This is a genomic window from Uliginosibacterium gangwonense DSM 18521 (assembly GCF_000373965.1).
GTDB classification, from domain to species: Bacteria; Pseudomonadota; Gammaproteobacteria; order Burkholderiales; family Rhodocyclaceae; genus Uliginosibacterium; species Uliginosibacterium gangwonense.
This window is the reverse complement of record NZ_KB892834.1, coordinates 357,024-383,702: the sequence shown is the minus strand read 5'-3', so window position 1 is coordinate 383,702 and position 26,679 is coordinate 357,024. Positions and strand designations below refer to the sequence as shown.

General features: G+C 60.1%; 22 protein-coding genes. 12 read left to right on the top strand and 10 right to left on the bottom strand.

Going from position 1 to position 26,679, the window contains the following annotated elements:
- Positions 1 to 5: 5 nt before the first annotated feature.
- From B145_RS24040 to hemC, 3 genes are read right to left on the bottom strand one after another with little or no spacing between them, the layout of a single operon-like run.
- Positions 6 to 1,148, bottom strand: a complete 1,143-nt coding sequence (locus B145_RS24040) for a uroporphyrinogen-III C-methyltransferase (protein ID WP_018604743.1) — start codon at positions 1,146 to 1,148, stop codon at positions 6 to 8.
- 36 nt (positions 1,149 to 1,184) lie between these two features.
- Positions 1,185 to 1,952, bottom strand: a complete 768-nt coding sequence (locus tag B145_RS0101745) for a uroporphyrinogen-III synthase (protein WP_018604741.1) — start codon at positions 1,950 to 1,952, stop codon at positions 1,185 to 1,187.
- A complete protein-coding gene (hemC, locus tag B145_RS0101740) occupies positions 1,949 to 2,890 on the bottom strand; it encodes a hydroxymethylbilane synthase (RefSeq protein WP_018604739.1) in 942 nt (313 codons plus the stop codon). The genes B145_RS0101745 and hemC overlap by 4 nt, the downstream gene beginning before the upstream one ends.
- Before the next feature lie 135 nt (positions 2,891 to 3,025).
- Between hemC and ppc the strand changes: the two genes are divergently transcribed.
- The 9 genes from ppc to fusA all read left to right on the top strand — a co-directional run bounded on the left by ppc (position 3,026) and on the right by fusA (position 16,123).
- Positions 3,026 to 5,797 (top strand): phosphoenolpyruvate carboxylase, encoded by a 2,772-nt coding sequence (gene ppc / locus B145_RS0101735; protein WP_018604737.1) that lies wholly within the window; start codon positions 3,026 to 3,028, stop codon positions 5,795 to 5,797.
- 150 nt (positions 5,798 to 5,947) lie between these two features.
- Complete coding sequence (locus tag B145_RS0101730; protein ID WP_018604736.1) at positions 5,948 to 6,556, top strand: CDP-alcohol phosphatidyltransferase family protein; 609 nt, start codon at positions 5,948 to 5,950, stop codon at positions 6,554 to 6,556.
- Between the two features lie 65 nt (positions 6,557 to 6,621).
- Positions 6,622 to 8,376, top strand: coding sequence for a bifunctional alpha/beta hydrolase/class I SAM-dependent methyltransferase (locus tag B145_RS0101725; protein ID WP_018604735.1), 1,755 nt, complete (start codon positions 6,622 to 6,624; stop codon positions 8,374 to 8,376).
- Positions 8,366 to 9,697 (top strand): phosphatase PAP2/dual specificity phosphatase family protein, encoded by a 1,332-nt coding sequence (locus tag B145_RS0101720; protein WP_018604734.1) that lies wholly within the window; start codon positions 8,366 to 8,368, stop codon positions 9,695 to 9,697. Before B145_RS0101725 ends, B145_RS0101720 begins: the two co-directional genes overlap by 11 nt.
- Positions 9,694 to 10,137, top strand: a complete 444-nt coding sequence (locus B145_RS0101715) for a hypothetical protein (protein WP_018604733.1) — start codon at positions 9,694 to 9,696, stop codon at positions 10,135 to 10,137. The genes B145_RS0101720 and B145_RS0101715 overlap by 4 nt, the downstream gene beginning before the upstream one ends.
- Positions 10,130 to 10,750 carry a lysophospholipid acyltransferase family protein gene (locus B145_RS0101710; protein ID WP_026258731.1) on the top strand — a complete coding sequence of 207 codons (621 nt, stop codon included), beginning with the start codon at positions 10,130 to 10,132 and terminating at the stop codon, positions 10,748 to 10,750. The genes B145_RS0101715 and B145_RS0101710 overlap by 8 nt, the downstream gene beginning before the upstream one ends.
- Positions 10,751 to 10,813: 63 nt before the next feature.
- A complete protein-coding gene (locus B145_RS0101705; RefSeq protein ID WP_018604731.1) occupies positions 10,814 to 11,797 on the top strand; it encodes a phosphatidate cytidylyltransferase in 984 nt (327 codons plus the stop codon).
- Positions 11,798 to 11,908: 111 nt separating this feature from the next.
- The gene (locus B145_RS0101700; RefSeq protein ID WP_018604730.1) at positions 11,909 to 13,591 is read left to right on the top strand and encodes an ABC-F family ATP-binding cassette domain-containing protein; all 1,683 of its coding nucleotides are present in this window, start codon (positions 11,909 to 11,911) and stop codon (positions 13,589 to 13,591) included.
- 516 nt (positions 13,592 to 14,107) lie between these two features.
- Complete coding sequence (gene fusA / locus B145_RS0101695) at positions 14,108 to 16,123, top strand: elongation factor G (RefSeq protein WP_018604728.1); 2,016 nt, start codon at positions 14,108 to 14,110, stop codon at positions 16,121 to 16,123.
- Between the two features lie 56 nt (positions 16,124 to 16,179).
- On the opposite strand, the gene rocF is transcribed toward fusA, so the two are convergent.
- A complete protein-coding gene (gene rocF / locus B145_RS24035; RefSeq protein ID WP_018604727.1) occupies positions 16,180 to 17,175 on the bottom strand; it encodes an arginase in 996 nt (331 codons plus the stop codon).
- A 50-nt stretch (positions 17,176 to 17,225) separates the two neighbouring features.
- Positions 17,226 to 18,314 carry an ornithine cyclodeaminase gene (locus B145_RS0101685; RefSeq protein ID WP_033406066.1) on the bottom strand — a complete coding sequence of 363 codons (1,089 nt, stop codon included), beginning with the start codon at positions 18,312 to 18,314 and terminating at the stop codon, positions 17,226 to 17,228.
- 108 nt (positions 18,315 to 18,422) lie between these two features.
- Between B145_RS0101685 and B145_RS0101680 the strand changes: the two genes are divergently transcribed.
- The 3 genes from B145_RS0101680 to B145_RS28485 all read left to right on the top strand — a co-directional run bounded on the left by B145_RS0101680 (position 18,423) and on the right by B145_RS28485 (position 22,233).
- Positions 18,423 to 18,887 (top strand): Lrp/AsnC family transcriptional regulator, encoded by a 465-nt coding sequence (locus B145_RS0101680; protein ID WP_018604725.1) that lies wholly within the window; start codon positions 18,423 to 18,425, stop codon positions 18,885 to 18,887.
- A gap of 467 nt (positions 18,888 to 19,354) precedes the next feature.
- Positions 19,355 to 21,400 (top strand): phosphate acetyltransferase, encoded by a 2,046-nt coding sequence (gene pta, locus B145_RS0101675; RefSeq protein ID WP_026258727.1) that lies wholly within the window; start codon positions 19,355 to 19,357, stop codon positions 21,398 to 21,400.
- 587 nt (positions 21,401 to 21,987) lie between these two features.
- Positions 21,988 to 22,233, top strand: coding sequence for a hypothetical protein (locus B145_RS28485; protein ID WP_157288221.1), 246 nt, complete (start codon positions 21,988 to 21,990; stop codon positions 22,231 to 22,233).
- A gap of 54 nt (positions 22,234 to 22,287) precedes the next feature.
- Here B145_RS28485 and B145_RS0101665 read toward each other — a convergent pair whose 3' ends face one another.
- The 5 genes from B145_RS0101665 to B145_RS0101645 all read right to left on the bottom strand — a co-directional run bounded on the left by B145_RS0101665 (position 22,288) and on the right by B145_RS0101645 (position 26,640).
- Complete coding sequence (locus B145_RS0101665) at positions 22,288 to 23,079, bottom strand: alpha/beta hydrolase (RefSeq protein ID WP_026258726.1); 792 nt, start codon at positions 23,077 to 23,079, stop codon at positions 22,288 to 22,290.
- A gap of 23 nt (positions 23,080 to 23,102) precedes the next feature.
- Complete coding sequence (locus B145_RS27140; RefSeq protein ID WP_018604721.1) at positions 23,103 to 23,534, bottom strand: GNAT family N-acetyltransferase; 432 nt, start codon at positions 23,532 to 23,534, stop codon at positions 23,103 to 23,105.
- Complete coding sequence (hemW, locus tag B145_RS0101655; protein WP_018604720.1) at positions 23,524 to 24,732, bottom strand: radical SAM family heme chaperone HemW; 1,209 nt, start codon at positions 24,730 to 24,732, stop codon at positions 23,524 to 23,526. The genes B145_RS27140 and hemW overlap by 11 nt, the downstream gene beginning before the upstream one ends.
- The gene (locus B145_RS0101650; protein ID WP_018604719.1) at positions 24,701 to 25,927 is read right to left on the bottom strand and encodes an HD-GYP domain-containing protein; all 1,227 of its coding nucleotides are present in this window, start codon (positions 25,925 to 25,927) and stop codon (positions 24,701 to 24,703) included. Before B145_RS0101650 ends, hemW begins: the two co-directional genes overlap by 32 nt.
- A 206-nt stretch (positions 25,928 to 26,133) precedes the next feature.
- The gene (locus B145_RS0101645) at positions 26,134 to 26,640 is read right to left on the bottom strand and encodes a glycine zipper 2TM domain-containing protein (RefSeq protein ID WP_018604718.1); all 507 of its coding nucleotides are present in this window, start codon (positions 26,638 to 26,640) and stop codon (positions 26,134 to 26,136) included.
- Positions 26,641 to 26,679 lie beyond the last annotated feature (39 nt).

The following is a 26,679-nucleotide window of genomic DNA, read 5'->3' as shown; positions in this document are numbered from 1 at the left end:
CTCTCTTAGCGCTTGCCGCTCAGCTTGAGGCTTTGCAGGGCCGAGGTGGTCGCTTCCAGCGATGGCAAGGCCATCGAAAGCTGGGCGTTTTCCATATTCCTCAGGTCGGCCAGCAGATCTGCGACAGGCTTGGCATTGGTGTCGAAATAGCGTTCCAGCCAGCTGCGTGCCTGGCGGATATCTTCGCCAAACATGCGGCCATCGCGCTGCAAAAGCGCCAGCCTGGCGGAGAGCAGACGCAAACGAACGTTTTCACGCAGGTAGGCCGCCTGGGTGGGGGCCAGCAGGACGGGGTCAGGCCGATCCATGCGCTCAATGCGGATCAGGGTACGGAAGTCGTCCCACAGATCTTCAAAGAAGCCGGTGAAGGCGTTGGGGCTCTCAGGGGTGCTCACCACAGGGTTGGATTGTGTGGCGGCAGGTGCAGCTTCCTTCTTGCCTGCCTTGGCGTTCTTGCCGCTGCGGGCAGGGCTGGCTGCCGGGGCAGAAGCCCTGGGGGCCGTGACCGGGTGTTCAAAACCCAGAGGCAGGGCATCGATACGCCCCATCAGGGTTTCCAGCTTCAGCGACAGGCTGGTGACATCGGCCAGCGGCAGCGCCTTGAGCTTGTCGATATCGCGGGCGATGAGTTTGCGCAAGGGTAACACGCGCGCCTGATCCATGATCGCCAGACGATTGTCCGCCGCCTGGAGTGCCGCAATCGCGGCAGGCACGTTACCTGCCAGCTGCAATTGCTGGGAGGCGATGGTCAGCGCCTGTTCAATCTCGGAGAGTGAGCGGTCATCCCGGGCATGGGAGAATTCCAAGTACATGGATTCCAGTTCGGAATACTGGCCTTGGGACTCCTGCAACTTGGCATCGATACCGCCCAGGCGGCTCTGGAGCTGGTCGATATTGCCCTGGTTCTTCTGCGCTAGCACCTGTGCGTCACGGGCCACGCCATCGCCTTCGGCAAAGCGGCGCGAGAGTTCGCCACGCAACTGCGTCAGTTCTTCGTGAGTGCGGTAGCCGTTCCAGGCGAGCAAAGCCACTGCCACGCCCAACACGGCAACGCCCAGGCGTGTCACACGTACACCGCGTGGGCCCTGTTTTTTGGTCGTCGCATGCGTCGGCTGTTCGACCGGATGTGATTCAACTTGAGGTTCCATGGCGCAATCTTACCCGAGCAAGCCGCAGTGAGCGAATCAGCTTGTACCCAAATGTTCCAGAATGCCTGCCAAGATACCTTCATCGCCGGCTGCGGTCAGCACCGTCCGACAGGCGCCGCTGGCCTTGGCCTGGGCCTGGATGCGGGGGTGGGGAACGAATACCGGCAGCCTTTCCAGCAGGCTGGCCGCATGGATGCCAAGAATCTGGGTGAAATGGCGGATCGCTTCGCTATTGGAAAAAACAATGGCACTCAGGGCTTCTGAATGCTGGGTCAGGGTGCTGGCATCCAGATGGGCGCAATGCCGTTCGTAACACGGCACCTGCTCGACCGTGGCGCCGCGTTCAGTCAGGGTTTCGCCCAGCAGCTCACGGCCACCTTCTCCGCGCAGGATCAAAACCTTGCGCCCTGCGACGGCGCGGGGCTGGAATTCCGGCAGATCCAGCACCCCTTCGGAATCAAAGCGGTTGGGGGGCACGATGACCCGCGAGAAACCTTTGGCGCGTAGAGCCCGCGCTGTGGCCGGGCCAACGGTGGCTACAGCGAGCGTATCCGGCCACTGTGCCCGGTCAATGACCGCAAAACACTGTTCCACCGCATTGGCGCTGACGAAAAAGGCCAGCGAAAAATCCTGCAGCCGCGTCTGTAACGCACGCAGGCCCGAGGTGTCAGCCACGGCCGAGATCTGGGTGACGGGAAAAGCCAAAACCCTGGCACCTTGCTCGGCCAGCCACGCGTTCAACTGTCCAGCCTGGTCTTGCGGACGGGTGATGACGATGCAGGCACCGAGCAGAGGTTGGGTCATGATCGAAGTGTTTGCAATATCTGGTCAGCCCCCTGGGCCAGCAGTTCCTCTGCCAGCTGGGCACCCAGCTTTTGGGCGCTGCTAGGTTCGGCGCTGCCCTCGCTACGGATCATCTGCATACCATCAGGGGAGGCAACAAACGCACGCATGAAGAGCGTCCCATCGGCCCGGGTTTCGCAAAATGCTCCCACGGGAACATCGCACCCGGCCTGTAAGGCTAATGTTAAGGCACGTTCGGCGGTGATGCACTGGGTCGTCCGGGCATCGACCAGGGGGGCCAGCCACTGGGCCACCTCGGGGCGATCCGCGCAGGCCTCGATCCCCAAGGCACCTTGCCCGGCGGCAGGCAGACTGACCTCGGTGGGCAGCAATGCGCGGATGCGCTCAGCCAGCCCCAGGCGACGCAGCCCGGCCGCAGCGAGGATGATTGCGTCGTACTTGCCTTCGTCGAGCTTGCGCAGCCGGGTGTCGAGGTTGCCGCGCAAGGGTTCCACGCCAAGATAGGGGTATTGCGCATGCAATTGCGCCTCGCGGCGCAGGCTGGAGGTGCCGATCACCGCACCGGGCGGCATGTCGTCCAGGCTGGCATAGCGGTTGGAAACGAACGCGTCCTGCGGATTCTCGCGGGCCAGTGTGGCAATCAGGGCAAAGCCCTCGGGCAGCTCGGCAGGCACATCCTTCATCGAATGCACGGCGATGTCTGCACGGCCTTCGGCAAGCGCCTGTTCGAGTTCCTTGACGAACAGCCCCTTGCCGCCGACTTTGGATAGCGTGCGGTCCAGGATCTGGTCGCCCCGCGTGGTCATGCCCAGTAACTCTACTGTGCAGCCAGGCCAGACTGTTTCCAGTCGGGCTTTTACGTGTTCAGCCTGCCACAAGGCAAGACGACTCTCACGGGTGGCGATGACAATTCGTGATGGCGACTTCAGGACATCCATATTCCACTCTACCCCTGTAATCAGACAGCTTATATACACAGCCGGTTATGGCAGGATGTTAGCACGTTGCTCCGCCAAGCCTGTGGGGCTGCTATATTCTCTCATTCCCCGCCACTCCCCAAAAACCAGAGAGCCATGAGTAAAGTAAACGATAAAGACAAGGATACCCCCTTACGCGAAGACATCCGTCTGCTCGGCAGAATGCTGGGCGACACCGTGCGTGCGCAGGAAAGCGAGGCGGTATATGCGCTGATCGAACAGATCCGCCAGGCCTCGATCCGTTTCCATCGGGACGACGAACAGCTCGCCCTGGACGAGCTGGAATGCATCCTCACCGGCATGTCGGCAGATGACACCCTGCATGTGGTGCGCGCCTTCAGCTTTTTCTCCCAGTTGGCCAACATAGCGGAAGACCAGCACCACATCCGCCGCTCGCGTGCCCACCTGTGCGCGGGTTCGGCGCCGCGTGAAGGCAGTATGGCCCGTGCCCTGGAGCTGGCCGATGCCGCCGGGATCAGTGATGCCCGCCTCAAGGCTTTCTTTGAGACGGCCATGGTCTGCCCGGTGCTCACCGCCCACCCCACCGAAGTTCAGCGCAAGGCCATCCTCACCAACCAGCTGCGCATCGCCCGCCTGCTTGACGAGCGTGACCGCATGCAGCTCACCCCGGAAGAACTTGCCGAGAACGAAGACCACCTGCGTCGCAACATCATGATGCTGTGGGAGACGCGCATGCTGCGCCCGATGAAGCTCTCGGTGGCCGACGAAGTCATCAACGGCCTGTCGTTCTACGACTACACCTTCCTCAACGAACTGCCGCGTCTGTATACCCGCCTGGAAGACCAGCTCGCCGCACGCGGCAAGACCTGGGAAGACGCCGAACTGCCGACCTTCATGACCATGGGTAGCTGGATCGGTGGCGACCGCGACGGCAACCCTTTCGTGACGGCCGACGTGCTTCGTCAGGCACTCAAAGCTCAATCCCAGGCGGTGATCAACCATTATCTGAACGAGGTGTCGCGCCTCGGCGCGGGCCTGTCGATGTCTTCCGGGCTGGTCAAGGTTGATGACGCCGTGCTGGAACTGGCCAAGCGTTCGCCCGCCCGCACGGCACATACCGAGGATGAACCCTATCGTTTAGCCCTGCGTGCCATCTATGCCCGCCTCTACGCCACGGCGAAGAAACTTGGCGTGTCGACGACCAGCCAGCCCCCGGTGCACCCCTGGGCGCCCTACGAGTCTGCCGCCGAACTGGGCGCCGAACTGGACATGATCCATGAGTCACTGGTCAATAATTGCTCGCCCGCCGTGGCACATGGCCGCCTGCGCCATCTGCGCCATGCGGTACGCATTTTCGGTTTCCATCTGGCCACCATCGATACCCGCCAGAATTCCGATGTGCATGAACGCACCGTGGCCGAGCTGCTGGAATATGCCGCCCCAGGAACCCAATATCTCAAGCAGGACGAAGAGACCCGCATCAAGCTGCTCTTGCAGGAGCTTTCCACCCCCCGCCCGCTGGGTGCGCCCGGCGCACTCTTCTCGGAAGAGACCGAGGGCGAGCTGGCCATTTTGCGCACGGTGGCCGAATCCCACCGCATCTACGGCAAGGCCTGTGTCACCAACGCCATCATCTCCAAGACCGATGGGGTGTCGGACATGTTGGAGCTGGCCGTGCTGCTCAAGGAAGTCGGCCTGCTGCGCCCGGCCGAAGCCGCGCTGGATGTGAACATCATCCCCTTGTTTGAAACCATTGACGATCTGCGCAATGCCGCCGGCATCATGGATCGCCTCTTCGGCCTGGCGCAATACAGCCGCCTCCTGCCCAGCCGGACTCAGGCGCAGGAAGTGATGCTGGGCTATTCGGATTCCAACAAGGACGGCGGCTTTCTCACCTCCGGCTGGGAGTTGTACAAGGCCGAGATCCAGCTCGTTGAAATATTCCGCAAGCATGCTGTCCGCCTGCGCCTGTTCCACGGGCGCGGGGGGTCGGTCGGCCGTGGCGGCGGCCCCAGCTATCAGGCCATCCTGGCCCAGCCGGGCGGTGCCGTGCAAGGGCAGATCCGCTTGACCGAGCAGGGCGAGGTGATCGCCTCCAAGTATTCCAACCCCGAGGTCGGCCACCGCAACCTCGAGGTGCTTGCCGCCGCAACCCTGGAGGCCACCCTGCTGGCCCACCCGGAAGCCGCTCCGCGCCCCGAATACCTGGATGCGATGGATGAGCTGTCCGAGAGCGCCTTCCAGGCATATCGTGCCCTGGTCTATGAAACGGACGGGTTCGAGCGCTATTTCTGGGAATCCACCGTCATATCCGAGATCGCCAACCTGAACATCGGCTCGCGTCCCGCCTCGCGCAAGAAGAGCACCTCGATTGAAGACCTGCGCGCCATTCCCTGGGTATTCTCCTGGGCGCAATGCCGCCTTATGCTACCGGGATGGTATGGTTTTGGCACGGCTGTCAGCGAGTACATCACCCGGCACGGGGATGCCGGCATGGATCTGCTCACCCATATGTACAAGGAATGGCCGTTCTTTGCCACCGTCATGGCCAATATGGATATGGTGCTCGCCAAGAGTGACATCGGCATTGCCGCCCGCCACGCCGAACTTGTCAAGGATGAAATCCTGCGTGCAGCAATCTTCCCGCGCCTGAAGGCCGAATGGAAGTGCACCATCACCTACCTGCTGGCCATTACCGGGCAAAAGGAACTGCTGGACGAAAACCCCTTGCTGCAACGCTCGGTGCGCAACCGTCTGCCCTACCTCAATCCGCTCAACCACGTACAGGTCGAGTTGCTGCACCGCTACCGCGATGCTTCGCAGACGCCCGAGGCGCAAGACCTTGCCCGCCGTGCTGTGCTGCTGACCATCAACGGGGTGGCTGCCGGTTTGCGCAACAGCGGTTGATCGATTGAGCTGGTGAAATCCGCCGATGCACGGGATTGGGTCCGTGTATCGGCGAACTTACTCTCCGTGGATACTTCGGCACGCTGCATGAGCCGGGATATGCGAGAATGTGTATCGGCATGCCCTCACACATTTTAAGATATCCACACCATGAGCATTTATGCCCTGAAACCGAAATTTCAGTCTCTGCTGCGGCCATTGGTGCGCGCCTTGTATGCGGCCAAGGTGACGGCAAACCAAGTCACGCTCGTGGCCTGCCTGATCTCTGTGGCCCTGGGCCTGTACCTTGCGGCCCATCCTGCCCCGGCCGGGTTTCTGCTGATTCCACTGTGGATGTTTTTGCGGATGGCACTCAATGCCATCGATGGCATGCTGGCGCGCGAATTCGGGCAGAAGTCCGCACTGGGCGCCTATCTGAATGAACTCACAGATGTCATCTCGGATGCCTGCCTGTATCTACCCTTTGCCTACTTGGCGTTTTTCGCGCCCTTGTGGGTCTGGGTATTCATTCTATGCTCCGTCATTGTCGAAATGACTGGCGTGCTGGGCCTCATGGTCGGGGCATCCCGCCGTTATGACGGCCCCTTTGGCAAGAGCGACCGCGCTTTTGCCACGGGCGCGCTCGCACTGTGGGTTGGCCTGGGGCTGCCCACGCAGCAATGGGCGTTTGTCGTCTTCCCCGTCATGAGTGTCTTATGCGCGCTGACCATCATTCGCCGGATACGGGAAGGTCTGCGTGAGGCACAGACCAAGATGTGAATGAAAGTGCTTGCCAAGTACTTTGTCATGTAGTGCAGCATCTGTTGCCTTCCTTTGGAGAAAGCATGAGCCGTCAAGTTATCGAAAGTACTTTCACTGCCAGCGATGGTGAGCCGCTTTTCTTCCGTCACTGGCCTGCACAGGGAGAAAAACCCCGTGGCGTGATTGTCATGTTCCACCGTGGTCACGAACATTCCGGCCGGATGGCGCATGTGGTTGATGAACTGGACCTGCCGGATTTTGCTTTTTATGCCTGGGACGCACGCGGCAATGGGCGCACACCCGGGCCACGTGGATATGCCCCAAGTTTTGGGCGCCTTGTGCGTGACGTGGATGAGTTTGTGCGCTTTGCCGCAGAACAGCACGCGCTGCCCCTGAGCGAGGTTGGGGTGATTGCCCAGAGTGTGGGCGCTGTATTGGTCAGCGCGTGGGTGCATGACTATGCCCCCGCAATACGCTGCATGTCACTGGCTTCGCCCGCGTTCAAGGTCAAGCTCTACGTGCCGTTTGCCCGCCCGGGCCTGAAGATGTTGCAATCGCTGGTGGGCAACTTCTTCGTCAATTCCTATGTCAAGGCCAATTACCTCACGCATGACCCGCAACGTATCGCCTCATTCAAGGCCGATCCGCTGATTGCCCGCCCCATCTCGGTCAACATCCTGGTTGCATTGTACGAAGCGGCAGAGCGCGTGGTGCAGGATGCCGGTGCCATACATGTCCCCACACAACTTCTGATTTCAGGGGCAGACTGGGTGGTGCATCACAAACCGCAACATGATTTCTTCGAGCGCCTGGGCAGTACCGTGAAGGAGAAGCATGTACTCGATGGCTTTTATCATGACACGCTGGGCGAAAAGGATCGGCATCTGGCGATCACCAAGTTGCGCGCATTCCTGCTCGCCCGCTTTGAGGCAAAGCCGGTGGTGCCCGACCTGCTCAACGCCCATCAGTATGGTTATACCTATGCCGAATACCAGAAGCTCAGCCAGCTTCTGCCCTGGTGGTGCCCCAAGCGCTGGAGCTTTGCGCTGACCCGCTTCGGGATGAGCACGGGCGGGCGTTTGTCCGAAGGCGTGCGGCTGGGGTTCGAAACCGGCTTCGATTCCGGCAGCACCCTGGATTACGTGTATCGCAACGCTGCACGCGGATGCAGTTTTGTGGGCAAGCTGATCGACCGCAATTACTTGGATGCCATCGGCTGGCGTGGCATCCGCCAACGCAAACTGCATGTCGAAAAGATCCTGCAGGATGCCATTGGCCGCCTGCGGGGCGAGGCACGCCCTGTGCACGTGCTGGATATTGCCGCCGGGCATGGTCGCTATATTCTTGAAGGCATCGAAAAGCTGCCGCAGAAACCGGACTCGGTGCTGCTGCGGGATTTCAGCGATCTGAACGTAGAGAAGGGCAACAAGCTGATCACTGAGAAGGGCTTGCAGTCCATTACCCGCTTTGTGCAAGGGGATGCCTTCAGCCGTGCCTCACTGAGCAACCTGAGCCCACGCCCGACGATCAGCGTCGTCTCCGGGCTGTATGAACTGTTCCCTGATAACAGTATGCTGAAGGAATCCCTGGCTGGGATTGCTGATGTCATGGAGCCGGGCGGATACATCATCTACACCGGCCAGCCCTGGCATCCACAGTTGGAATTCATTGCCCGTGTGCTCTCCAGCCACCGCGATGGCAAGCCGTGGATCATGCGCCGCCGCGTGCAGGCCGAGATGGATCAACTGGTAGCGACAGCCGGCTTTACCAAGCTCTACACACTCGCAGACGAGTGGGGCATCTTCACGGTATCGATTGCGCAACGCAATGCAGCCTGAGGCACAAGGCGCCAGCCCGACGCAAACCCGGCGCCCATGGCGCTGGGCCTTGCTGTGGGGTGCAATCCTCGGGGTGTTGTTCTTCAGCAGCTACGGTGCAGCCAACCACTTTACCGCCCGGCGCAGTGACGTGGGGGTGTATGTATTTGGCTGGGAGCATGTCATCCCCTTTCTGCCCTGGACGATCCTGCCTTACTGGTCGATCGATTTCCTGTACGGCATTGCATTGTTCACCGCACGCAGCAAGGAAGAGCTTTTCCGCCTCGTGCGGCGCCTGTTTGCAGCCCAGGTGATATGCATCACGGGTTTCCTGCTCTGGCCGCTGCATTTCTCCTTCACGCGGCCAGTCACCCAGGGCTGGTCTGGCGCGCTCTTTGATGCACTCACAGGTTTTGATCTGCCCTATAACCAGGCCCCTTCGCTCCACATCTGCTTGCTGGTGGTGCTGTGGAGGTTTTATGCGGATGTGCTTGGTCGGTATGCCACGCGCTGGCTGCTGCATGGCTGGTTTGCACTGATCGCCATGTCTGTGCTGACCACATACCAGCATCATTTCATTGATCTGCTCACTGGCTTCTGGGCGGGGGCCCTGTGCCTGCTGCTGGTGCCGGAGTCGGGTGCCCAATGGCGCTGGCAGGCTCACTCATTCAATGACGTGCGCGTGCGTTGCGCGACGTTCTACCTGTTGGGAGCTGTGGTCTGTGCAGGGGCTGCTTACGCACTTTTTCCACAGGCTTCGGTCTGGTTGGTGTTATGGCTGGCGAGTGCGCTGGCGGCGGTGGCCTGTATCTACCTCTTCGGCCAAGGCTCGCATTTTGGCAAACAGGGGGCGAGCCTGCCTTGGCGCAGCTGGATGGTTTTTGGCCCCTATCTGCTGGGGGCACGCTTGAACGTCTGGTTCTGGACGCGGCATCTGCCCTGTGGTGTGGAGGTACTCGACGGTGTGTTCCTGGGGCGCCAGCCTGATGCGAAGAGCATGAGTAGCCACAATATCATCACCGTGCTGGATTTGTGCGCCGAGCTGCCACTGCGGGTGCGCCCACCGGTACAGCGTAATCTGCCCATGCTGGATCTGGTACCACCCAGCGGCATCATGCTTGAATCTGCGGCAGAGGCAATCGAGCAGGCCCGGCAGCAGGGGGCCGTGTGGGTGTGCTGTGCACTGGGGTTTTCGCGGAGCGCGGCCAGCGTGGCGGCATGGCTGATCCGCTATCGTGGATACTCCGTGGAGAATGCCGTGTTGCAGATCAGACGGGTTCGTCCGCAGGTGGTGTTGAAGCCGGAAACGCTGCGCACTCTGGCTACCCTGGTGTCATCATGACCGAGCCAACCTCCCCCTCCCGGCATCTTGCTGCGCTCACCGCCGCTTTCCTGCAAAGTGCCCGCCCATTGCAGATTCTGGGCTGGCTGATGTGTGCGGCTGCGGTGGCGGGGGCATTGTTCGCCGCATTGCATGGCTTGCGATGCGCGGGCATCCTGTTCGCGTTGGCCTTGATGAGCGGCTTGCCATTGGCATGGTATGTGTTGCGAATCCGGTTTGATGTAGCGGCTTTCGAGCTGATTGCGCAATACACAGACGCGGCCGATACCCTGGCGGATTTTGATGCGGCACTGTGCCAGTTGGGTTTGCGCCAGAAGGCCGATCCACGCGATCTGGTGCAGCGGGCATGTGCCTCCAGAACGTTGGTGTATCGTCTGGCTACTGTAGTATGCGGCCAGCTTATTTTTGTACTGATTGGTATGGGCACCCTGTATGCTTGATAGATTGGTGGGTATTTTTCTGATCGCACTGGCCCGGTTGCTGACCGGTGCTTATGCCAATTGGTTGGGTTGCAAGCCGGAAGTGTGCCAGCGCCTGTACTTTGCCAACCACTCAAGCCACCTGGATTTCCTGCTCCTCTGGGCGATGTTGCCACCGCGCCTGCGCTACAAAACGCGCCCGGTAGCCGGTGCAGATTATTGGAATGCCACCTGCCTGCGGCGTTACATCATCCAGCGTGTGTTTCGTGGTGTGCTGATCGAACGGGGTGGCCAGCACGCGCCCAACCACAATCCCTTGCAGCCCCTGCAGGAGGCACTTGACGCAGGGGATTCCCTGATCATTTTCCCCGAAGGCACGCGCTCGCTGGATGGCGAGATCCAGCCCTTCAAGGCGGGGTTGTACCACCTCGCGCAGAGTAATCCTCAAGTGGAATTCGTGCCGGTGGCCATGGAAAACCTCAACCGCGTGATGCCCAAGGGGGAATTGCTGCCCGTGCCCCTGGTTTGTGTACTCAGCTTTGGCGCCCCCATTGTGCTGGGGGCTGAAGAGAGCAAGGCGGATTACCTTGCGCGGGCGCGGCAGGCGATTGTGGATATCCTGCCCAAGCGCTGAGAGCAGCGCGTTACACACCAAACCGAATGAATGACCCGTGGCCCACCAACAACGAACCCGACCATGAAACTGATCGCCCACTTGCCTGATTTCTCTGCCCACGTACCCGCCGCCGTGCGCGAGACGACCTTGCATCTGTTCATGGGCATCGGCGCAGTGCTGGTGCTGGCCAGCCTGATCGGCCTGATTCTGCGCTGGCGGCTGGGGCGCGACAATGGCGTGGTCGCCAACCTTAACGCACGTGTGAACGCGTGGTGGGTGATGGTGGCGGTGATGGGGGTGGCCTTGCTCGGCGGGCACACCGGGGTGGTGGTGTTGTTTGCGCTGGTGTCCTTCTTCGCCTTGCGGGAATTCATTACGCTGACCCACACCCGGCGCGGTGACCATCTGGCGCTGCTGGCGTGCTTCTTCATCTTCCTGCCCATCCAGTATCTGTTCGTGTGGCAGGGCTGGTACGCCATGTTTGCGATCTTTGTCCCGGTCTATGCGTTCCTGCTCATGCCCTGTCTGGCATGCCTGGGGCATGACACCACCCGCTTCCTGGAGCGCACCGCGCAAACCCAATGGGGGCTGATGATCTGCGTGTACGCCATCTCCCATGTGCCGGCACTCCTGCTGCTGGATATCCCCGGCTACGCCGAGCGCAACCTGCTGCTGGTGGTGTTCCTGATTTTGGTCGTGCAGTCCAGCGACGTGCTGCAATACATCTGGGGCAAACTTTACGGGCGGCGCAAGATCGCCCCGAACCTGTCGCCATCGAAAACCGTGGCGGGGTTCATCGGCGGCATTGCCAGTGCCACCGGGCTTGGGGCCGGGCTGTGGTGGATCACGCCCTTTACCCCGCTACAGGCTGCGGGCATGGCTTTGGTGATCACGCTGATGGGCTTTGCAGGCGGGCTGGTGATGTCCGCCATCAAGCGCGACCGGGGCGTTAAGGATTGGGGCCACATGATCGAAGGGCACGGCGGCATGCTCGACCGCCTGGATTCGGTGTGCTTCTCCGCCCCGATGTTCTTCCACATGGTGCGCTACTTTTTTACGCCGTGAGGCCCGCCAGAGGGGTGTGCAAATAGCGCCATAGAAGCATTGATTAGGTTTGTCATGCGCGGGCGGCTATCATGCTTATCCTCTTTGAAGTTGCCGCTGAAGTCCCTTCCCATGATTTTCGTAAAAAATGTCACGCTGCGTCGCGGCGTCAAGGTTGTCCTCGACAGCGCGTCTGTCACCTTTGCCCCCGGTGAAAAAGTGGGCTTGGTCGGCCGCAATGGTGCCGGCAAGTCCTCCTTCTTCGGCCTGCTCAATGGCAACCTGCACGAAGACAGCGGCGAATTCTCGATCCCCCCGCAATGGCAGATGGCCCAGGTGGCGCAGGACATGCCCGAGACCGAGCAAAGCGCCACCGACTTTGTGATCGAAGGCGATACCGTGCTGCTTGCCGCCCAGGCCGAAGTGGCCGCCGCCGAAGCCAGCGACGACGGCATGCGCATGGCCCACGCCTACATGGCCCTGCACGACGCAGGCGCGCACGATGCGCCCGCCCGCGCACAGGCGCTGATCCTGGGGCTGGGGTTCTCCAGCGCCGAGCTGAACAACCCGGTCAACAGCTTCTCCGGCGGCTGGCGGATGCGCCTGCAACTGGCGCGGGCGTTGATGTGCCCCTCCGACCTCTTGCTGCTCGACGAACCCACCAACCACTTGGACTTGGATGCCTTGGTCTGGCTCGAAGCCTGGCTCAAGCGCTACGCAGGCACCATGGTGGTGATCAGCCACGACCGGGAATTTCTGGATGCCGTCACCCAGGTCACTGTGCATGTGGATAACGCCAAGCTCGTGCGCTACGGCGGCAACTACAGCAAGTTTGAAGACATGCGCGCCGAGCAGATGGCGCTGCAAACCGCCGCGATGGCCAAGCAGGCCGACAAGATCGCCCACCTGCAGAAGTTCATCGACCGTTTCAAGGCCAAGGCCAGCAAGGCCAAGCAGGCGCAGAGCCGGGTCAAGGCGCTCGAACGCATGGAGAAGATTGCCCCGGTGCTGGCGGATGCGGAATTCAATTTCGAATTCAAGGAGCCGCTCAACGTTCCCAACCCGATGCTCTCGATGCTCGACGCCAGCTTCGGCTATCCCCCCTTGCCGGATGCCCCGGCAGGCACGCCCCCCACGGTGATTGTGCGCAACATCAATCGCTCGGTGCTGGCCGGGCAGCGCATCGGCATCCTGGGTGCCAACGGGCAGGGCAAATCGACCCTGGTCAAAACCGTGGCTCACGCGCTCGAATCCATCAGCGGTGAGATCAGCGAGGGCAAGGGCCTGAACATCGGCTACTTCGCCCAGCAGGAACTGGACGTGCTGCAGCCGCAGGATACCCCCCTGGAACACATGATCCACCTTGCCAAGGCCACTCCCGCCAATATGCGCGCGCCCGGGCAGAGCGGCACAGAGCAATCCCTGCGTACCTTCCTGGGGACCTTCAATTTCAGCGGCGACATGGTCAAGCAGCCTGTGGGCACCATGAGCGGGGGCGAGAAGGCCCGCCTTGTACTGTGCATGATCGTGTGGCAACGCCCGAACCTCCTGCTGCTCGATGAGCCGACCAACCACCTTGATCTGGCGACCCGCGAAGCACTGGGCATGGCGCTCAACGAGTTTGAAGGCACGGTGATGCTGGTGAGCCACGACCGCGCCTTGCTGCGTGCGGTGTGCGACGAATTCTGGCTGGTCAGCAATGGCGGGGTCGAGCCCTTTGAGGGTGATCTGGACGACTACCAGAAGTTCCTGCTCGACGAAGCCCGTCGGGTGCGCGAAGCGGCCACTGCGGCACAGAAAAAGCTGGCGGCATAACAGACGTACGCGAATGAAAGCCCATTGTCAGGATTAAACAGTTGTAGTTTCCAAAATAGCTGGCTACAATCCACTTACTGACACTTATGTCTTTCGAATTTTGAGAACCAACATGAAAACATTCATCCACGCAAATCACGCAGGTACCGCTCACGCGGCGGCCTTCGCGCGCCTTGCATCGGGTGATCGGACGATTTTCGCCGGTATTTCATAGCCTTTCTTCGCATTGGAGGAAGGCCTGCTGCCTTCCGTAAAACCCCCGGTTGGCAGTTGCCCCCGGGGGTTTTTGTTTTTGGATCTTGCCATGCGCACCTACGACAAACTGATCGCGTCAATTGTTGTCCGCCGGGATTCGGGGTGCTTGCGCTCGTCTCCTGGCCTTACATCGGCTACCGGATGGCATATCCGGTGGCCCATGCAAGACGCGGACTGACCTGATTCGGGCTGTACCCGAAAGGTCAGTGCCAGACCTTTCATACAGCCATGCTCTCCGGGTAGAGCAGGACAGGATTCATCATGACAAGAAAACTACGCAATATCGGCATCATCGCCCACGTCGACGCTGGCAAAACGACAACCACCGAACGCATCCTCTATTTCACCGGCAAAAGCCATCGCATGGGTGAAGTGCATGACCATAACGCTGTCATGGACTACGATCCGCAGGAACGCAAACGCGGCATCACGATCAACAGCGCGGCCACCACGGTGTTCTGGCACGACTACCAGATTAACGTGATCGACACCCCCGGCCACATCGATTTCAACATCGAAGTGAACCGCTCGCTGCGCGTGCTCGACGGCGCCGTGGTGGTGTTCGACGCCGTGGCTGGTGTTGAACCGCAGACCGAAACCAACTGGCGGCTGGCCGACAAATACCATGTGCCAAGGATATGCTTTGTAAATAAGATGGACCGTATCGGTGCTGATTACTGGCGTACTGTCGACATGATCCGCGAGCGCCTGGGCGTGACCCCTGTGGTCACTCAGTTGCCCATCGGCAGTGAATCCGGCTTTTGCGGCATGGTTGACCTGCTGCGCAACGTGGCCTACGTCTGGCACTCAGATGACGCTGATGTCGCGCACGAAGAGCTGCCAGTGCCTGCCGAGCTGCAGGCTCTGGCCCGTACATGGCGCAGCCGCCTCGTGGAACAGGTGGTAGACCAGAACGAAGATGCCATGCTGACCTACCTTGAAGGGCGTGAGCCGGATGAGGAAATGCTGAAAGCATGTCTGCGCAAAGGCACGCTGGCGGGGTCTTTCGTGCCGGTGCTCTGTGGTTCGGCCTTCAAGAACAAAGGCGTGCAAGCGGTGCTTGATGCAGTGGTGGCCTATCTGCCTGCGCCAGAAGAGGCGCATACCGATCTGCCATCGGATGTTACGGCTCCGTTTGCCGCCCTGGCCTTCAAGGTTAACCGTGACGACCATGGAACGCTGACCTTCCTGCGGGTATACCGTGGGCATGTCGAGGCAGGCACGCAGGTTTTGAACGCAACCACCGGGCAGAAGGAGCGGATTGCCCATGTATATCAAGTGCATGCAGACAAGAAGCAGGATGTGCCGTCTGCCCAGGCGGGCGACATTGTGGCGGTGGCGGGCTTGAAGGAAGTGAGGACCGGGCATACGCTGTGTGCGTCGAATCATCCCGTTGTGCTCGAACAGATCGTGGTGCCCGAGCCGGTGATTGACATCGCCATTGAGCCCAAACGCTCTGCCGACCAGCAGAATCTGGCCCACGCCTTGCAGACAATGCTGCGTGAAGACCCCAGCCTGCACCTGCGCATGGATGAGGAATCCGGCCAGATGATCCTGTCTGGCATGGGAGAGCTGCAACTGGAGGTGGCGCTGGAAAAGCTGCGCTCGGTATATGCTGTCGAGGTACAGACCGGCAAGCCCCAGGTGGCTTTCCGTGAGACCTTGTCGCGTGTGGCGACTGTTGAGTACATGCATCGCAAGCAAAGCGGCGGCCCCGGCCAGTATGCTGAAGTCAAGCTTGAAGTGGCGCCACTGCCGCGTGGTGAAGGCCTGGTTTTTGAGAGCAAGATCGTGGGCGGCGCCATTCCGCGTGAGTTCATTCCGGGGGTTGAAGCCGGCGTGCGCAATGCGGCCAAGGCGGGGCCCTTGGCGGGCTTCCCGTGTGTCGACCTGAAAGTGACTTTGCTGGATGGTAGCCACCACGAGCGCGATTCCTCCACGCTGGCTTTCGAGCTGGCCGCAGGGGCTGCCTTCAAGCAGGCTATGCAGGAAGGGCGCGCGCTGTTGCTGGAGCCGATCATGGCGGTAGAGGTGGTGACACCCACCGAGCATATGGGCGACTGCATTGGCGACCTCAACCGCCGCCGGGGCAGTGTTCGGGCACAGGAGCAGCGTAACAATGGCTCCGTGATCGAAGCGGATGTGCCTTTGCACGAGATGTTTGGTTACATTGGGCATCTGCGTGCCATGAGTTCAGGCCGTGCGCAGTTCTCGATGCATTTTGCGCATTACGCGCAGGCGCCAGACAAGCTCCTGCTGGAAGCTGCCGTCAAGTAAGCAGATGGATGGGGAACGGGTAATCCGTTCCCCATTTTTTGTTATTCACTATGCCATCAGGCTGGGTCGGTTTCGAGTTCCGCTATCCTTTGCAGCGCTTCATGGGCTTCACGCCTTGCTGCGTGCGGGGAATCCGGATCACGCCGGGTCAGCAGGGTGCTCTTGCCAAACAGGCTCTCTATGAGGTCGACAGCCAATTCAGCAGTCATATTGCGGGTGTCCAGCGCAGGGTTGAGTTCCACCAGATCGAGTGAGGCCAGATAACCCGTATCCGCGATCATCTCCATGCATAACTGAGCTTCACGGTAGTTCGGGCCACCTCGCACGGCGGTGCCTACACCTGGCGCGATATTGGGGTCGAGGAAGTCGACGTCCAGGCTCACATGCAGATGGGTGTTCGCGTCGATGCCTTCCAGTGCTAGCTCCAGCGTGTGGCGCATGCCGATTTCATCAATGCAGCGCATGTCGAAAACGGGCACACCTTCATCACGCAGGAAGCGCTTTTCCCCTTCATCCACACTGCGGATGCCGATCTGGCGTACCTGGGCCGGGCGGATGGCGGGGGTGCTGCCACTCATCTCGACCAGTGCCCGAGGGCCGTGGCCGCACAGACATGCAACAGGCATGCCGTGGATATTGCCGCTGGGGGTGATGGCCGAAGTGTTGAAATCGGCATGGGCATCAAACCAGAGTACACGCAGTTTTTTGCCTTGCTCACGACAATGGCGTGCTACTGCGCTGATTGAACCGATGGCCAAGCTATGGTCGCCGCCCATCATCAATGGCAGGCGGCCCCTGTTGAGTTGTTCATAAACCGCTTGATAGACAGCGTGATTCCAGGCCACCACCTCATCGAGATGGCGAAAGCCGTTGATGGCTTCTGCTACCGGGTTGGCCGGGCCACGCACGTCGCCGCAGTCCTGCACCTGACAACCGTAGCGCGCAACCGCCTGGGCGATGCCTGCTACACGTAAAGCTTCCGGGCCCATGCGGGCACCGATCACGCTGGCTCCGACATCGGTCGGCACACCAATAATGCTGACTGGACGCATCGCTTATCTGACTCCCTTCCATACCATGTGGATATCCTCCAAAATTGAAACTATGCTACGCAGGCACTTGTGCGTGTGTTTGCCTGGGGTTTGGCCTGGGCCGGGTGATCGAGCAGGAAGCCAAACAGGTTCTTGGGGTTGGGCAACTCGGGGATCAAGGAGATGCGCTCCTCTGCCCCCAGTTCGCAGGCCAGATCATCCATGAAGCGCAGTGCCGAGAAGTCTTCCAGCGCAAAGCCTACGGAATCGAACACGGTGACTTCCGAGGCATCGCGGCGCCCCTCGCGGTGTGAGGTCAGCACCTGCCAAAGTTCGGTGACTGCAAATTCCGCTGGCATCTGCTGGATTTCACCTTCGGCACGTGTTTGTGGTTCGTATTCCACAAACACGCGGCCCATCTCCAGCACGCCACGGTGCAGTTCGGTCTTGCCGGGGCAGTCGCCACCTACAGCGTTCAGGTGCATGCCGGGCTCAATCATGTCCGGGCTCAGGATGGTGGCATTGGTCTTGTCTGCCGTCACCGTGGTGACGATATCACAACCGCATACTGCTTCACGGGTGCTGGCAAAGCGTTTGGCCACGATGCCTTGTTGGCTGAGGTTGTGCATCAGCTTGGCGGTGGCGGCCGGGTCGGTGTCGAAGAGGTGGAATTCCTGTATACCAAGCAGATGGTGGAAGGCCAGTGCCTGGAATTCGCTTTGCGCGCCGTTGCCGATCAGTGCCATGCGGCGGCTGTCTGGCCGGGCGAGTGCGCGGGCGGCCACTGCCGACATGGCAGCGGTACGCAGCGCGGTGGTCAGGGTCAGTTCGCTGATTAGGGTGGGCACACCCGTATCCACGTCGGCGAGCACGCCGAAAGCCATCACCGTGGGCAGGTTGTAGCGATGGTTTTTGGGGTGGCCGTTGACGTATTTGAAGGAGTAGGAAACCTCGTCGGAGATCGGCATCAGCTCGATCACGCCGTCCTGCGAGTGGTTGGCGACGCGTGCGCTCTTGTCGAAATCCTGCCAGCGGCAGAAATCCTGCTCAATATAGGTAGCGATGCTGCGCAGACAATGGGCGAGGCCTTTTTCGCCAATCATTTCGGCGGCACGCTCGGCGCTGATGAAGCGGGAAGATACGCGCTTGCTCGTTTTCATGAAGGGCACCTTTGGTGGGTGGATGATTGCAATGCAGATCATCTTCCACTAATTCAATGCCAATCAAAATGGCAAGAAATGTGCTATTTTGCAGTTAAACCTAGCAAAATGCGCGAGTCGACCTCGCAAAGTGACACCATGGATGCCCTGGACCAGCAGTTGATCAGCCTTTTGCGCAGCAACGCACGGATGAGCGTGGCAACACTGTCTCATCGCCTCAAGGTCTCCCGTGGCACGGTGACCAACCGCATTGCCAAGCTGGAAAAAGAGGGCATCATCGTGGGCTATACGGTGCAGTTGCGCCCAGATTCCCAGCCCAACAATATCCGGGCATGGATGAGCATCGTGATTGCGGGCAACGAAACCCGCTCGGTGATCGCCGCCCTGCTGGGGGAGCCGGGGGTGGCGGCCTTGCATGACACCAATGGGCGCTGGGATCTGCTGGCGGAGATCCGGGCCGAGAACCTCAATGAACTCTCCAGCATTCTGGAGCGCATCCGCCTGATCCGCAGCATCCAGTCGACCGAGACCAGTATTTTACTTACCACCTACCGTAATCAGGTCGGGCGTTGATATGGGGTGTGGTCGTGATGCAACGGGCGGTGATGTAAAAGCATTACTGCAAGTGTTGCCTTTGTGCGACACCTGGGTGTGCATCAAGGTTTGATTGCCTCGGCTTTTGCCGCAGCCGTGGTGGGTGGGCATCTTGCCCGGAAACAGGGTTCGCGCCGCGCTTCTTTGGGCTTAGGCCGATAGATATAGTTCTGCGGCGCATTAAATGGCTCAATGCAGCCAGTAAATCGCTTGCTGGCAAAGAACTGAACGCAATGGGTATACTGCGCCCACTTATTTTTGCTATGCAGCAAACGAGTCAGACATAAGCGTGCAACACTTGATTTATGCCGTGTCTTTTCGCACAAGTCTCTGCGACAATAGCGGCCTGTATTAGGGTTACCCCCTAGCATCTTGTGTCCTGACAGCTACCGCTCGCAGGATTCCCGAGTCGCCTGCCTTAATCTTTGTGTCAGAAGACGATCATCATGCAAACCTTCTTCCTTGCTCCTACCCGTCAGAACGTTGGTCTGACCTCCGTTGCCCTTGGTGTTGTGCGTGCGCTGCAGCGCCAGGGCCTGCGCGTCGGCTTTGCCAAGCCCGTTGCCCAGGACGATACCGCCAACGAACGCTCCATCCACTTTGCCCGTGAAATCTGTCAGATCAATTGTCCGAATGCCCTGTCGATGAACCAGGTGGTTTCGCGGATTTCGGCTGGCGAGATTGACGAGCTGCTCGAAGACATCGTCAGCGTCTGCATGACCGCCGCCAAGGACGCTGATGTACTGGTGATCGAAGGTCTGCATACCGATGCCAGCTACTCCTTCACCACCCGCCTGAATGCCGACATCGCCCGCAGCCTGCAGGCTGAAATGGTGCTGGTGACCAGCGCCCAGGAAGAAAACCCGGCAGGTGAAGTCAAGCTGACGGCTTCCCAGTTCCGGGGCGCGGGCTGCAACATTGCTGGCGCGATCTTCAACAAGGCGCCGGCCGAATTCAGCGAAGAAGGTGCTAAGGCTTCCCTGGGTGAGCTGCCCTTGTGGGGCGTGATTCGCAATAACCCCGTGCTGCTCGCCCCGCGTACCCTGGACGTGGCTCGCCACCTCAAGGCCGAGATCGTGGTGGAAGGCGAAATCGCCAGCCGCCGTGTGCTGGAAACCGTGGTGACCGGCCGTTCCGTGACCGAAGTGATCGGCCGCTTGAACCCCTGCTCGCTGGTGGTCAGCTCTGGCGACCGTGATGATGTGATGCTCGCCACCGCGCTGGCAGCTTCCAAGGGCATCCAACTGGCTGGCCTGCTGCTGACCCACTCCACTTCTATCGACCCGCGCATCTGGGACCTGGCCTCGCATGCCTTCGATTCCGGTCTGCCGATCCTGCGTGTGGATACCGACAGCTTCGTGACTGCAGCCAACATCAGCCGCGTCTCCCAAGCTGTGGCCGCCGATGACTACGAGCGCATGAATCTGGTGCTGGATGCCGCAGCCGAGCAACTCTCCGCCGAAGCCTTGTTGGCTTGCGTGAAGATCCCCACCTCCACCCGCATGTCGCCACCTGCGTTCCGCTACCAGCTCATCCAGAAGGCCCGTGCCGCCAACAAGCGCATCGTGCTGCCCGAAGGCGATGAGCCGCGTACCATCCGCGCTGCTGTGATCTGTGAAGAAAAGGGTATCGCCCATTGCGTGCTGCTGGGCAAGCGTTCCGCCATCGAAACCGTGGCCGCCGCCCAAGGCGTCACCTTGCCGGCGAGCCTGGAAATCATCGATCCGGATGACGTGCGTGAAGAATACGTGGCGCCGATGGTCGAATTGCGCAAGAGCAAGGGCATGACGCCCGGCCAAGCCCGTGAGCAACTCACCGACACCGTGGTGTTGGGCACCATGATGCTGGCGCAAAATACAGTGGATGGTCTGGTCTCTGGCGCTGTGCATACCACCGCCAGCACCGTGCGCCCCGCGCTGCAACTGATCAAGACTGCACCGGGTTCCTCGATTGTGTCCTCAGTGTTCTTTATGCTGATGCCGGATCAGGTGCTGGTGTATGGTGACTGCGCCATCAACCCGGACCCGAACGCCACCGAACTGGCCGAAATCGCCCTGCAAAGTGCGGATTCTGCCAAGGCTTTCGGCATCGACCCGAAGGTTGCCATGATCAGCTACTCGACCGGCTCCTCCGGCACAGGCGCCGATGTGGACAAGGTGCGTCAAGCCACCGAACTGGCCCAAGCCAAGAATACCGGGCTGCTCATCGACGGCCCGCTGCAATACGATGCGGCTTCGGTCGTGGATGTGGCCCGTCAAAAGGCGCCGGGTTCGCAAGTGGCCGGGCAGGCCACGGTGTTCGTGTTCCCTGATTTGAATACCGGCAACACCACTTACAAGGCTGTGCAGCGTAGCGCCAAAGTGGTTTCCGTCGGCCCGATGCTGCAAGGCCTGCGCAAGCCGGTCAATGACCTCTCGCGCGGCGCGCTGGTTGATGACATCGTCTTCACCATTGCGCTGACTGCCATCCAGGCAGACGCCAAGAAGGCCTGATCGCCTCTTTGCCAAGCGCCAGATGCGAAAGCCCTCCGTGCAGACGGAGGGCTTTTTTTCGGCCTGTCGACAGGCTTTAGGCATTATCTCGCCGCAGGATTTCGATAGCCGGATCAGCATCAGATATTGCTATGCAAGAAGGACTTTTCCGTTTGGGGTAAGACAAAGGCGTCCTGCGTCATCTCTCTTTTGGGTATCGTGCATATGACCGAAAGGTCTGCCTGGAGCGATTGCGCAATAAACACTGTGGGTACTGGCCCTGCTGCTGACGCCAACAAACCAAAAAGGGGCTATTTCTGTTACTTATTTAACGTTTGCATGTGAATTCAATGATTTAAGCCTTGTTCTTTGCGAAGATTTTATTTATTTTACCTTTCAGTTTTTAACAAATCTTGGGAGCCAGGGTGTCGGACATTGCGCATGTTTCGCTGCTGATTGCACTGGGTCTAGTTCTCGGGGGCGTTGGGGTCATGTTTTATCGGCGGCCATCGCTTTTCGTGGTTCCCTCGTTCGGGTTCCACTTTCAAACGGGTGGCGCACATTCAGAACACGGCCGCTCAATAAGGCCGCTTGTGTCGGACGCGTGTTTGGTCGACCAATTTGGCGAGCCGCTCGATGCGTTGCGCGGACTTTACGGGCGTTTTCTGCAATGCCCTCCGGCGGAACGTCGTGGCTGGTATTGCAGGATTCAGGACGAGAAAAAGCGCCTGCTCGACACGGGCGAAGTCGTTGATCGGGAAGCCTTGCGGCTGTACTGCCTCTATCTTTTGGCGCCCGATGAGAAATATTGGTTTGATGCCCTGGCCCATCATCTTGGCAAAGCGCGTACCTGAGAACCTGTTCATAACCTTACGGCGAGGCCGTAATCGGGGTTCATGCGCTGCTCTTCACATTGCAGACGGCCTGCGTAAAGGCAGCCAGCCCAGCACCTTGCGGATTTCCGTGTCCCAATACGCCCAATCATGGATGCCAGGGCTGGTGGTGTAGTGCAGCGGCAGCCCGAGTGCCTGGGCATGGGCGGCAAAGCGTTCATTGTCCTCAATGAGGAAATCCTCGGTGCCACAGCACTGGAAGAGTCTCGGGCAGGCATCGAGCCGGTCGGCAAAGGTGTCCGCCAGGGTGAACAGATCATCTCCCTTGGCGGCCATACCTTTGGCCGGGCCGAAGATATGGCGCAGCTCGCCTGAGGGATCCGCTTCTTCCTCGATGGCCCGGTGCAGCATGTCGACTGCGCCAGACAGGCTGGCCGCTGCGGCGAAGCGTTCCGGGTAGGTCAGTGCGAGTTTGAAGGCACCGTAGCCGCCCATCGACAGACCTGCCACAAAATTGTCTTCCCTGGCGCTGGACAATGGGAACAGGCTGCGTGCAATGGTGGGTAGCTCATCGGCAATGAAGCGGCCATATGCCAAGTTATTTGGAATATCGGTATAGAAGCTGCGCCCCACCGCAGGCATCACCACCGCAAGATTCATGTTTTCCACATAACGTTCGATGGACGTGCGACGTGTCCAGATCGTATGGTCATCCGACAAACCGTGCAGCAGATACAGGGTGGGGTAGTCTTTCGGGGGGCGACCTGGCGTGCCACCATTCTTGCGTAGGGCCTGCGGTAGGATGACATGCATGGAGCATGAAAGATCCAGCGTTTCAGAGAAGAACTGGCATGCGATAAAAGCCACGGTATGCTCGCTGTATGCAGAATCTATCGGAGGGGTGGCACGGCCTTTTCCATGCGCAGGCTGGGGTTTGTGCCGGGTTTGGCCACAAAACCACGACGCATGAAGAAGCCTTCTGCTGCGGGCAGTGGATTGACGCTGATGTGCCGCGCCCCCATCGCGCCGGCGAGAAAATCGAGATCTTCCAGCAACAGGCTGGCAATGCCCTGGCGCTCAAAATCCTTGGCCGTGATCAACTGGGTGATCTGGCCGGGCATCTCGATGGCGGCAAAGCCCACGACTTGGCCATCGGCCAGGCAGGCCACACGTACCCAGGCTTTGGCGAGTGCTGCGCAAAAGCTGCCCTCGTCCATGCCAGGGGTATCCTGGCGGGCCAGCCAGAGCGGGTAGAGGGTGGCGCCATCGGTGGGGCGGTAATCGCGGCTGGTGGCCGGGCAGGCGGGGTGTTCAGTGGGCAAGGAAAAGCTCCAGCAAATCATTCAGGAAACGGCGGCCACGTTCGGTAGGTTGCAGTTGCCCGCCATCTACGTTGAGTAAGCCACGCTGGCGGGCGGCCAGCAATTGGGGTTCGATCACATCAATGGCCAGCCCGGTGCGTTCGCGGAACAGGCTCGCAGGCACACCTTCGAGCAGGCGCATGGCATTCATCATGAATTCAAACGGCAATTCATGCGCTTCCACGGTCTGCTGGGTGTGCACAAACTGGCCCTTGGCCGCCTCTTCCAGATAGAGCTTGGGGTGGCGGTGACGGGTTTCGCGGTGGATGCCACTGTGATCGGAGAGTTTGCCGTGTGCTCCCGCGCCAATGCCTAGATAGTCGCCAAACTGCCAGTAGTTCAGATTATGGCGGCAGCGGTGCCCTGGGCGGGCGAAAGCAGAAGTCTCGTAATGCTCGTATCCGGCGGAGTGAAGGCAGGCTTCGATCATGTCCTGCATGTCGGCCGAGGCGTCATCGTCGGGCAGCGAAAGCGGTGGCTCGTGGTAGAACTGGGTGTTGGGCTCCAAGGTGAGGTGGTAGCACGACAGGTGCGGAGGTGCAAAGCCCAGTACCGTTTCCAGGTCTTCACGTGCTTGCGCCAAGGTCTGGTCAGGCAGGGCGTACATCAGGTCCACGTTCCAGGTCTCAAAATGGCGGGCGGCAGCCTCAATGGCCTGGAGTGCTTCGGTACGGCCATGGATGCGCCCGATACGTGTCAGGTGTTCGTCATTTAGGCTTTGCACGCCAATCGACACGCGGGTGATGCCTGCCGCGCGGTAGGCCGCGAAGCGTGCGGTATCAATGGTACCGGGGTTGGCTTCCAGGGTGATCTCTGCACCTGGCAGCGGGGGCAGCAGGTTGCGCACGCCAGTCAGCAGGGCATCCAGCCCTTCAGGCGAGAGCAGGCTGGGAGTGCCGCCACCAATGAAGACGGAACTCAGGCGTCGCCCCCATATCTTGGGGAGCGCATGCTGCAGATCGGCCAGCAGGGCCTGGACATACGTGGCCTCCGGGATACCGTCTTCCTTGACGGCGTGCGAGTTGAAATCGCAATAGGGGCATTTGCGCACACACCAGGGGAAATGGATATAGAGCGCCAGCGGAAGTGGTGCAGTGAGCTGAGGGTTGTGCCCGAGTTGGGCGACCTCACGGGGGAGGATTGGTATCGTGCGTGCCATTGGCCAGAGTATGCCGGGCGGCGCGTCGACTCACAAGCCTTGCTTCTGAAAGGGCATTGGCGGAATCTCGCTCGCCGTCGTCGGCATAGGCACGGGAAATGGCCCGGAAGGAGTCGGCGATCAATACGAAGGCATCCACGATGGTGGGGTCGAAATGGCTGTCACGTCCCTCCACGATCAGGCGTACCGCTTCATCGTGGGAGAGTGGTTCCTTGTAGACCCGGTGGCTGATCAGTGCATCATACACATCGGCCACCGCCATCAGGCGGGCGCACAAGGGGATCTCTTCCCCTTTCAGACCCTGTGGATAACCGCTGCCGTCCCATTTTTCCTGATGGCAGAAGGCTATTTCTTTGGCATAGCGCAGGAAAGGGACTTCGTGTCCGAGCTTGAGTTCCGCGTGCTCTATAGCATCGCGCCCCAGGCGGGTGTGGGTTTTCATCACCTCGAACTCATCCGGGCGCAACTGCGTCTGTTTGCGTAATACTGCGTCGGGGATGCCCACCTTGCCAATATCATGCAGCGGGGCCGATTTGCAGATCAACTCGATGGTGTGCTCATCCAGCAGGTCCGCAAAGCGGGGCTGGGTGGCCAGCTTTTGGGCCAGCGCCTTTACATAGAGCTGGGTGCGGCGGATGTGGTTGCCAGTGTCCACGTCCCGCGTTTCCGCCAGGGAAGCGAGCACCATGATGGTGACATCCTGAATGGCTTGCAGGTCGCGGGTGCGGCGTTGTACCTCGGCCTCCAGAAAGGCATTCTTGTCGCGCAGAAAAGTGGCGACTGCCTTGAGCTTGAGGTGGTTGCGTATCCGCGCCAGTACCAGTGGAATGCTGATGGGTTTGGCGATGTAGTCGACCGCGCCGATGTCAAAGCCCCGCTCCTCGTCCTCGGGGCTGGAGCGCGAGGTCAGAAAGATCACCGGGATGTCGTGGGTGTGGGCAGACTGCTTGATGCGGCGACACATCTCGAAGCCATCAATGCCCGGCATGACCACATCGAGCAGGATCAGGTCTGGCACAGGCGGGCTGTTGACCAGTCGTAACCCCACCTCTGCATCCAACGCCGCCATCACCTTGTACTGCGGGGACAACACCGATTGCAGGAGCGCGATGATGCCAGCCGAATCATCCACAATCAGGATGGTGGGCTTGCCGTCGGGCAGTAACATCGAATCAGTTTGGGCAGGGGATTCCATGACATGGGGCTATGCGGAGCGCTCAATACACCAAAGTGGACGATTCAGTCCTCTACCGCAATGCCAGGGTAAGACTGCAAGGCCTGCCAGCCGTATGCTGGCAACCTGAGAATAGACCGCGTATCCGAGATCGCTGCTGCCCAGTGGTACAAGTCCGCTCCAAGCAAAGCACCCCGAATGGACTGCTTTGCCGGAAGGGAGCTGGCTTACTGTGCCGGAACGACCGAGACGCGCACTTGCAGGCGGTCCCCCGGTTCATACGGTGTTACCGTGGAATACTGGTGCCCACGATATTCGTAGTCGACCTGGTAGCCATCCGTGCGGGTCACCCAGTTGTCCTGCACCTCGCAGCGGCGCACCGGGCGCTCTTCCACCTGGGTACCTTCGTTTCTGTCGCCAATGTTGTCGCCCACAATGGCACCCGTGATCGCGCCTGCAGCGGCTGCAGCCGTTCTGCCCTGGCCACGGCCAAAGCGGCTGCCCAACAAGGCACCTGCCACGCCGCCCACCAGGGCGCCTGCATGGCTTTCTTCCCGACGTTCGACACGCTGGATTTCGTTGTGGCAAACCTCTTGTGGCTGGTTGACCTGTTGAGTGCGCGGAGTCACGCGCAACACGCGGGCGTAATCCTGGAAATCCGCAGCCTGGGCCGGTACTGACATGCTGGCCACAGCACCCAGAGCCAGTAGTGCGCAGATGAGTTTCTTGTTCATGGTGGATCTCCTGTAGAGAAAGCGTCGATTAGATAATGC

Coding starts and splice junctions, on each gene's coding strand:
- B145_RS24040 (WP_018604743.1), bottom strand. CDS start 1,148: ATGGAACCTCAAGTTGAATCACATCCGGTCGAACAGCCGACGCATGCG.
- B145_RS0101745 (WP_018604741.1), bottom strand. CDS start 1,952: ATGACCCAACCTCTGCTCGGTGCCTGCATCGTCATCACCCGTCCGCAA.
- hemC (WP_018604739.1), bottom strand. CDS start 2,890: ATGGATGTCCTGAAGTCGCCATCACGAATTGTCATCGCCACCCGTGAG.
- ppc (WP_018604737.1), top strand. CDS start 3,026: ATGAGTAAAGTAAACGATAAAGACAAGGATACCCCCTTACGCGAAGAC.
- B145_RS0101730 (WP_018604736.1), top strand. CDS start 5,948: ATGAGCATTTATGCCCTGAAACCGAAATTTCAGTCTCTGCTGCGGCCA.
- B145_RS0101725 (WP_018604735.1), top strand. CDS start 6,622: ATGAGCCGTCAAGTTATCGAAAGTACTTTCACTGCCAGCGATGGTGAG.
- B145_RS0101720 (WP_018604734.1), top strand. CDS start 8,366: ATGCAGCCTGAGGCACAAGGCGCCAGCCCGACGCAAACCCGGCGCCCA.
- B145_RS0101715 (WP_018604733.1), top strand. CDS start 9,694: ATGACCGAGCCAACCTCCCCCTCCCGGCATCTTGCTGCGCTCACCGCC.
- B145_RS0101710 (WP_026258731.1), top strand. CDS start 10,130: ATGCTTGATAGATTGGTGGGTATTTTTCTGATCGCACTGGCCCGGTTG.
- B145_RS0101705 (WP_018604731.1), top strand. CDS start 10,814: ATGAAACTGATCGCCCACTTGCCTGATTTCTCTGCCCACGTACCCGCC.
- B145_RS0101700 (WP_018604730.1), top strand. CDS start 11,909: ATGATTTTCGTAAAAAATGTCACGCTGCGTCGCGGCGTCAAGGTTGTC.
- fusA (WP_018604728.1), top strand. CDS start 14,108: ATGACAAGAAAACTACGCAATATCGGCATCATCGCCCACGTCGACGCT.
- rocF (WP_018604727.1), bottom strand. CDS start 17,175: ATGCGTCCAGTCAGCATTATTGGTGTGCCGACCGATGTCGGAGCCAGC.
- B145_RS0101685 (WP_033406066.1), bottom strand. CDS start 18,314: ATGAAAACGAGCAAGCGCGTATCTTCCCGCTTCATCAGCGCCGAGCGT.
- B145_RS0101680 (WP_018604725.1), top strand. CDS start 18,423: ATGCGCGAGTCGACCTCGCAAAGTGACACCATGGATGCCCTGGACCAG.
- pta (WP_026258727.1), top strand. CDS start 19,355: ATGCAAACCTTCTTCCTTGCTCCTACCCGTCAGAACGTTGGTCTGACC.
- hemW (WP_018604720.1), bottom strand. CDS start 24,732: ATGGCACGCACGATACCAATCCTCCCCCGTGAGGTCGCCCAACTCGGG.
- B145_RS0101650 (WP_018604719.1), bottom strand. CDS start 25,927: ATGGAATCCCCTGCCCAAACTGATTCGATGTTACTGCCCGACGGCAAG.
- B145_RS0101645 (WP_018604718.1), bottom strand. CDS start 26,640: ATGAACAAGAAACTCATCTGCGCACTACTGGCTCTGGGTGCTGTGGCC.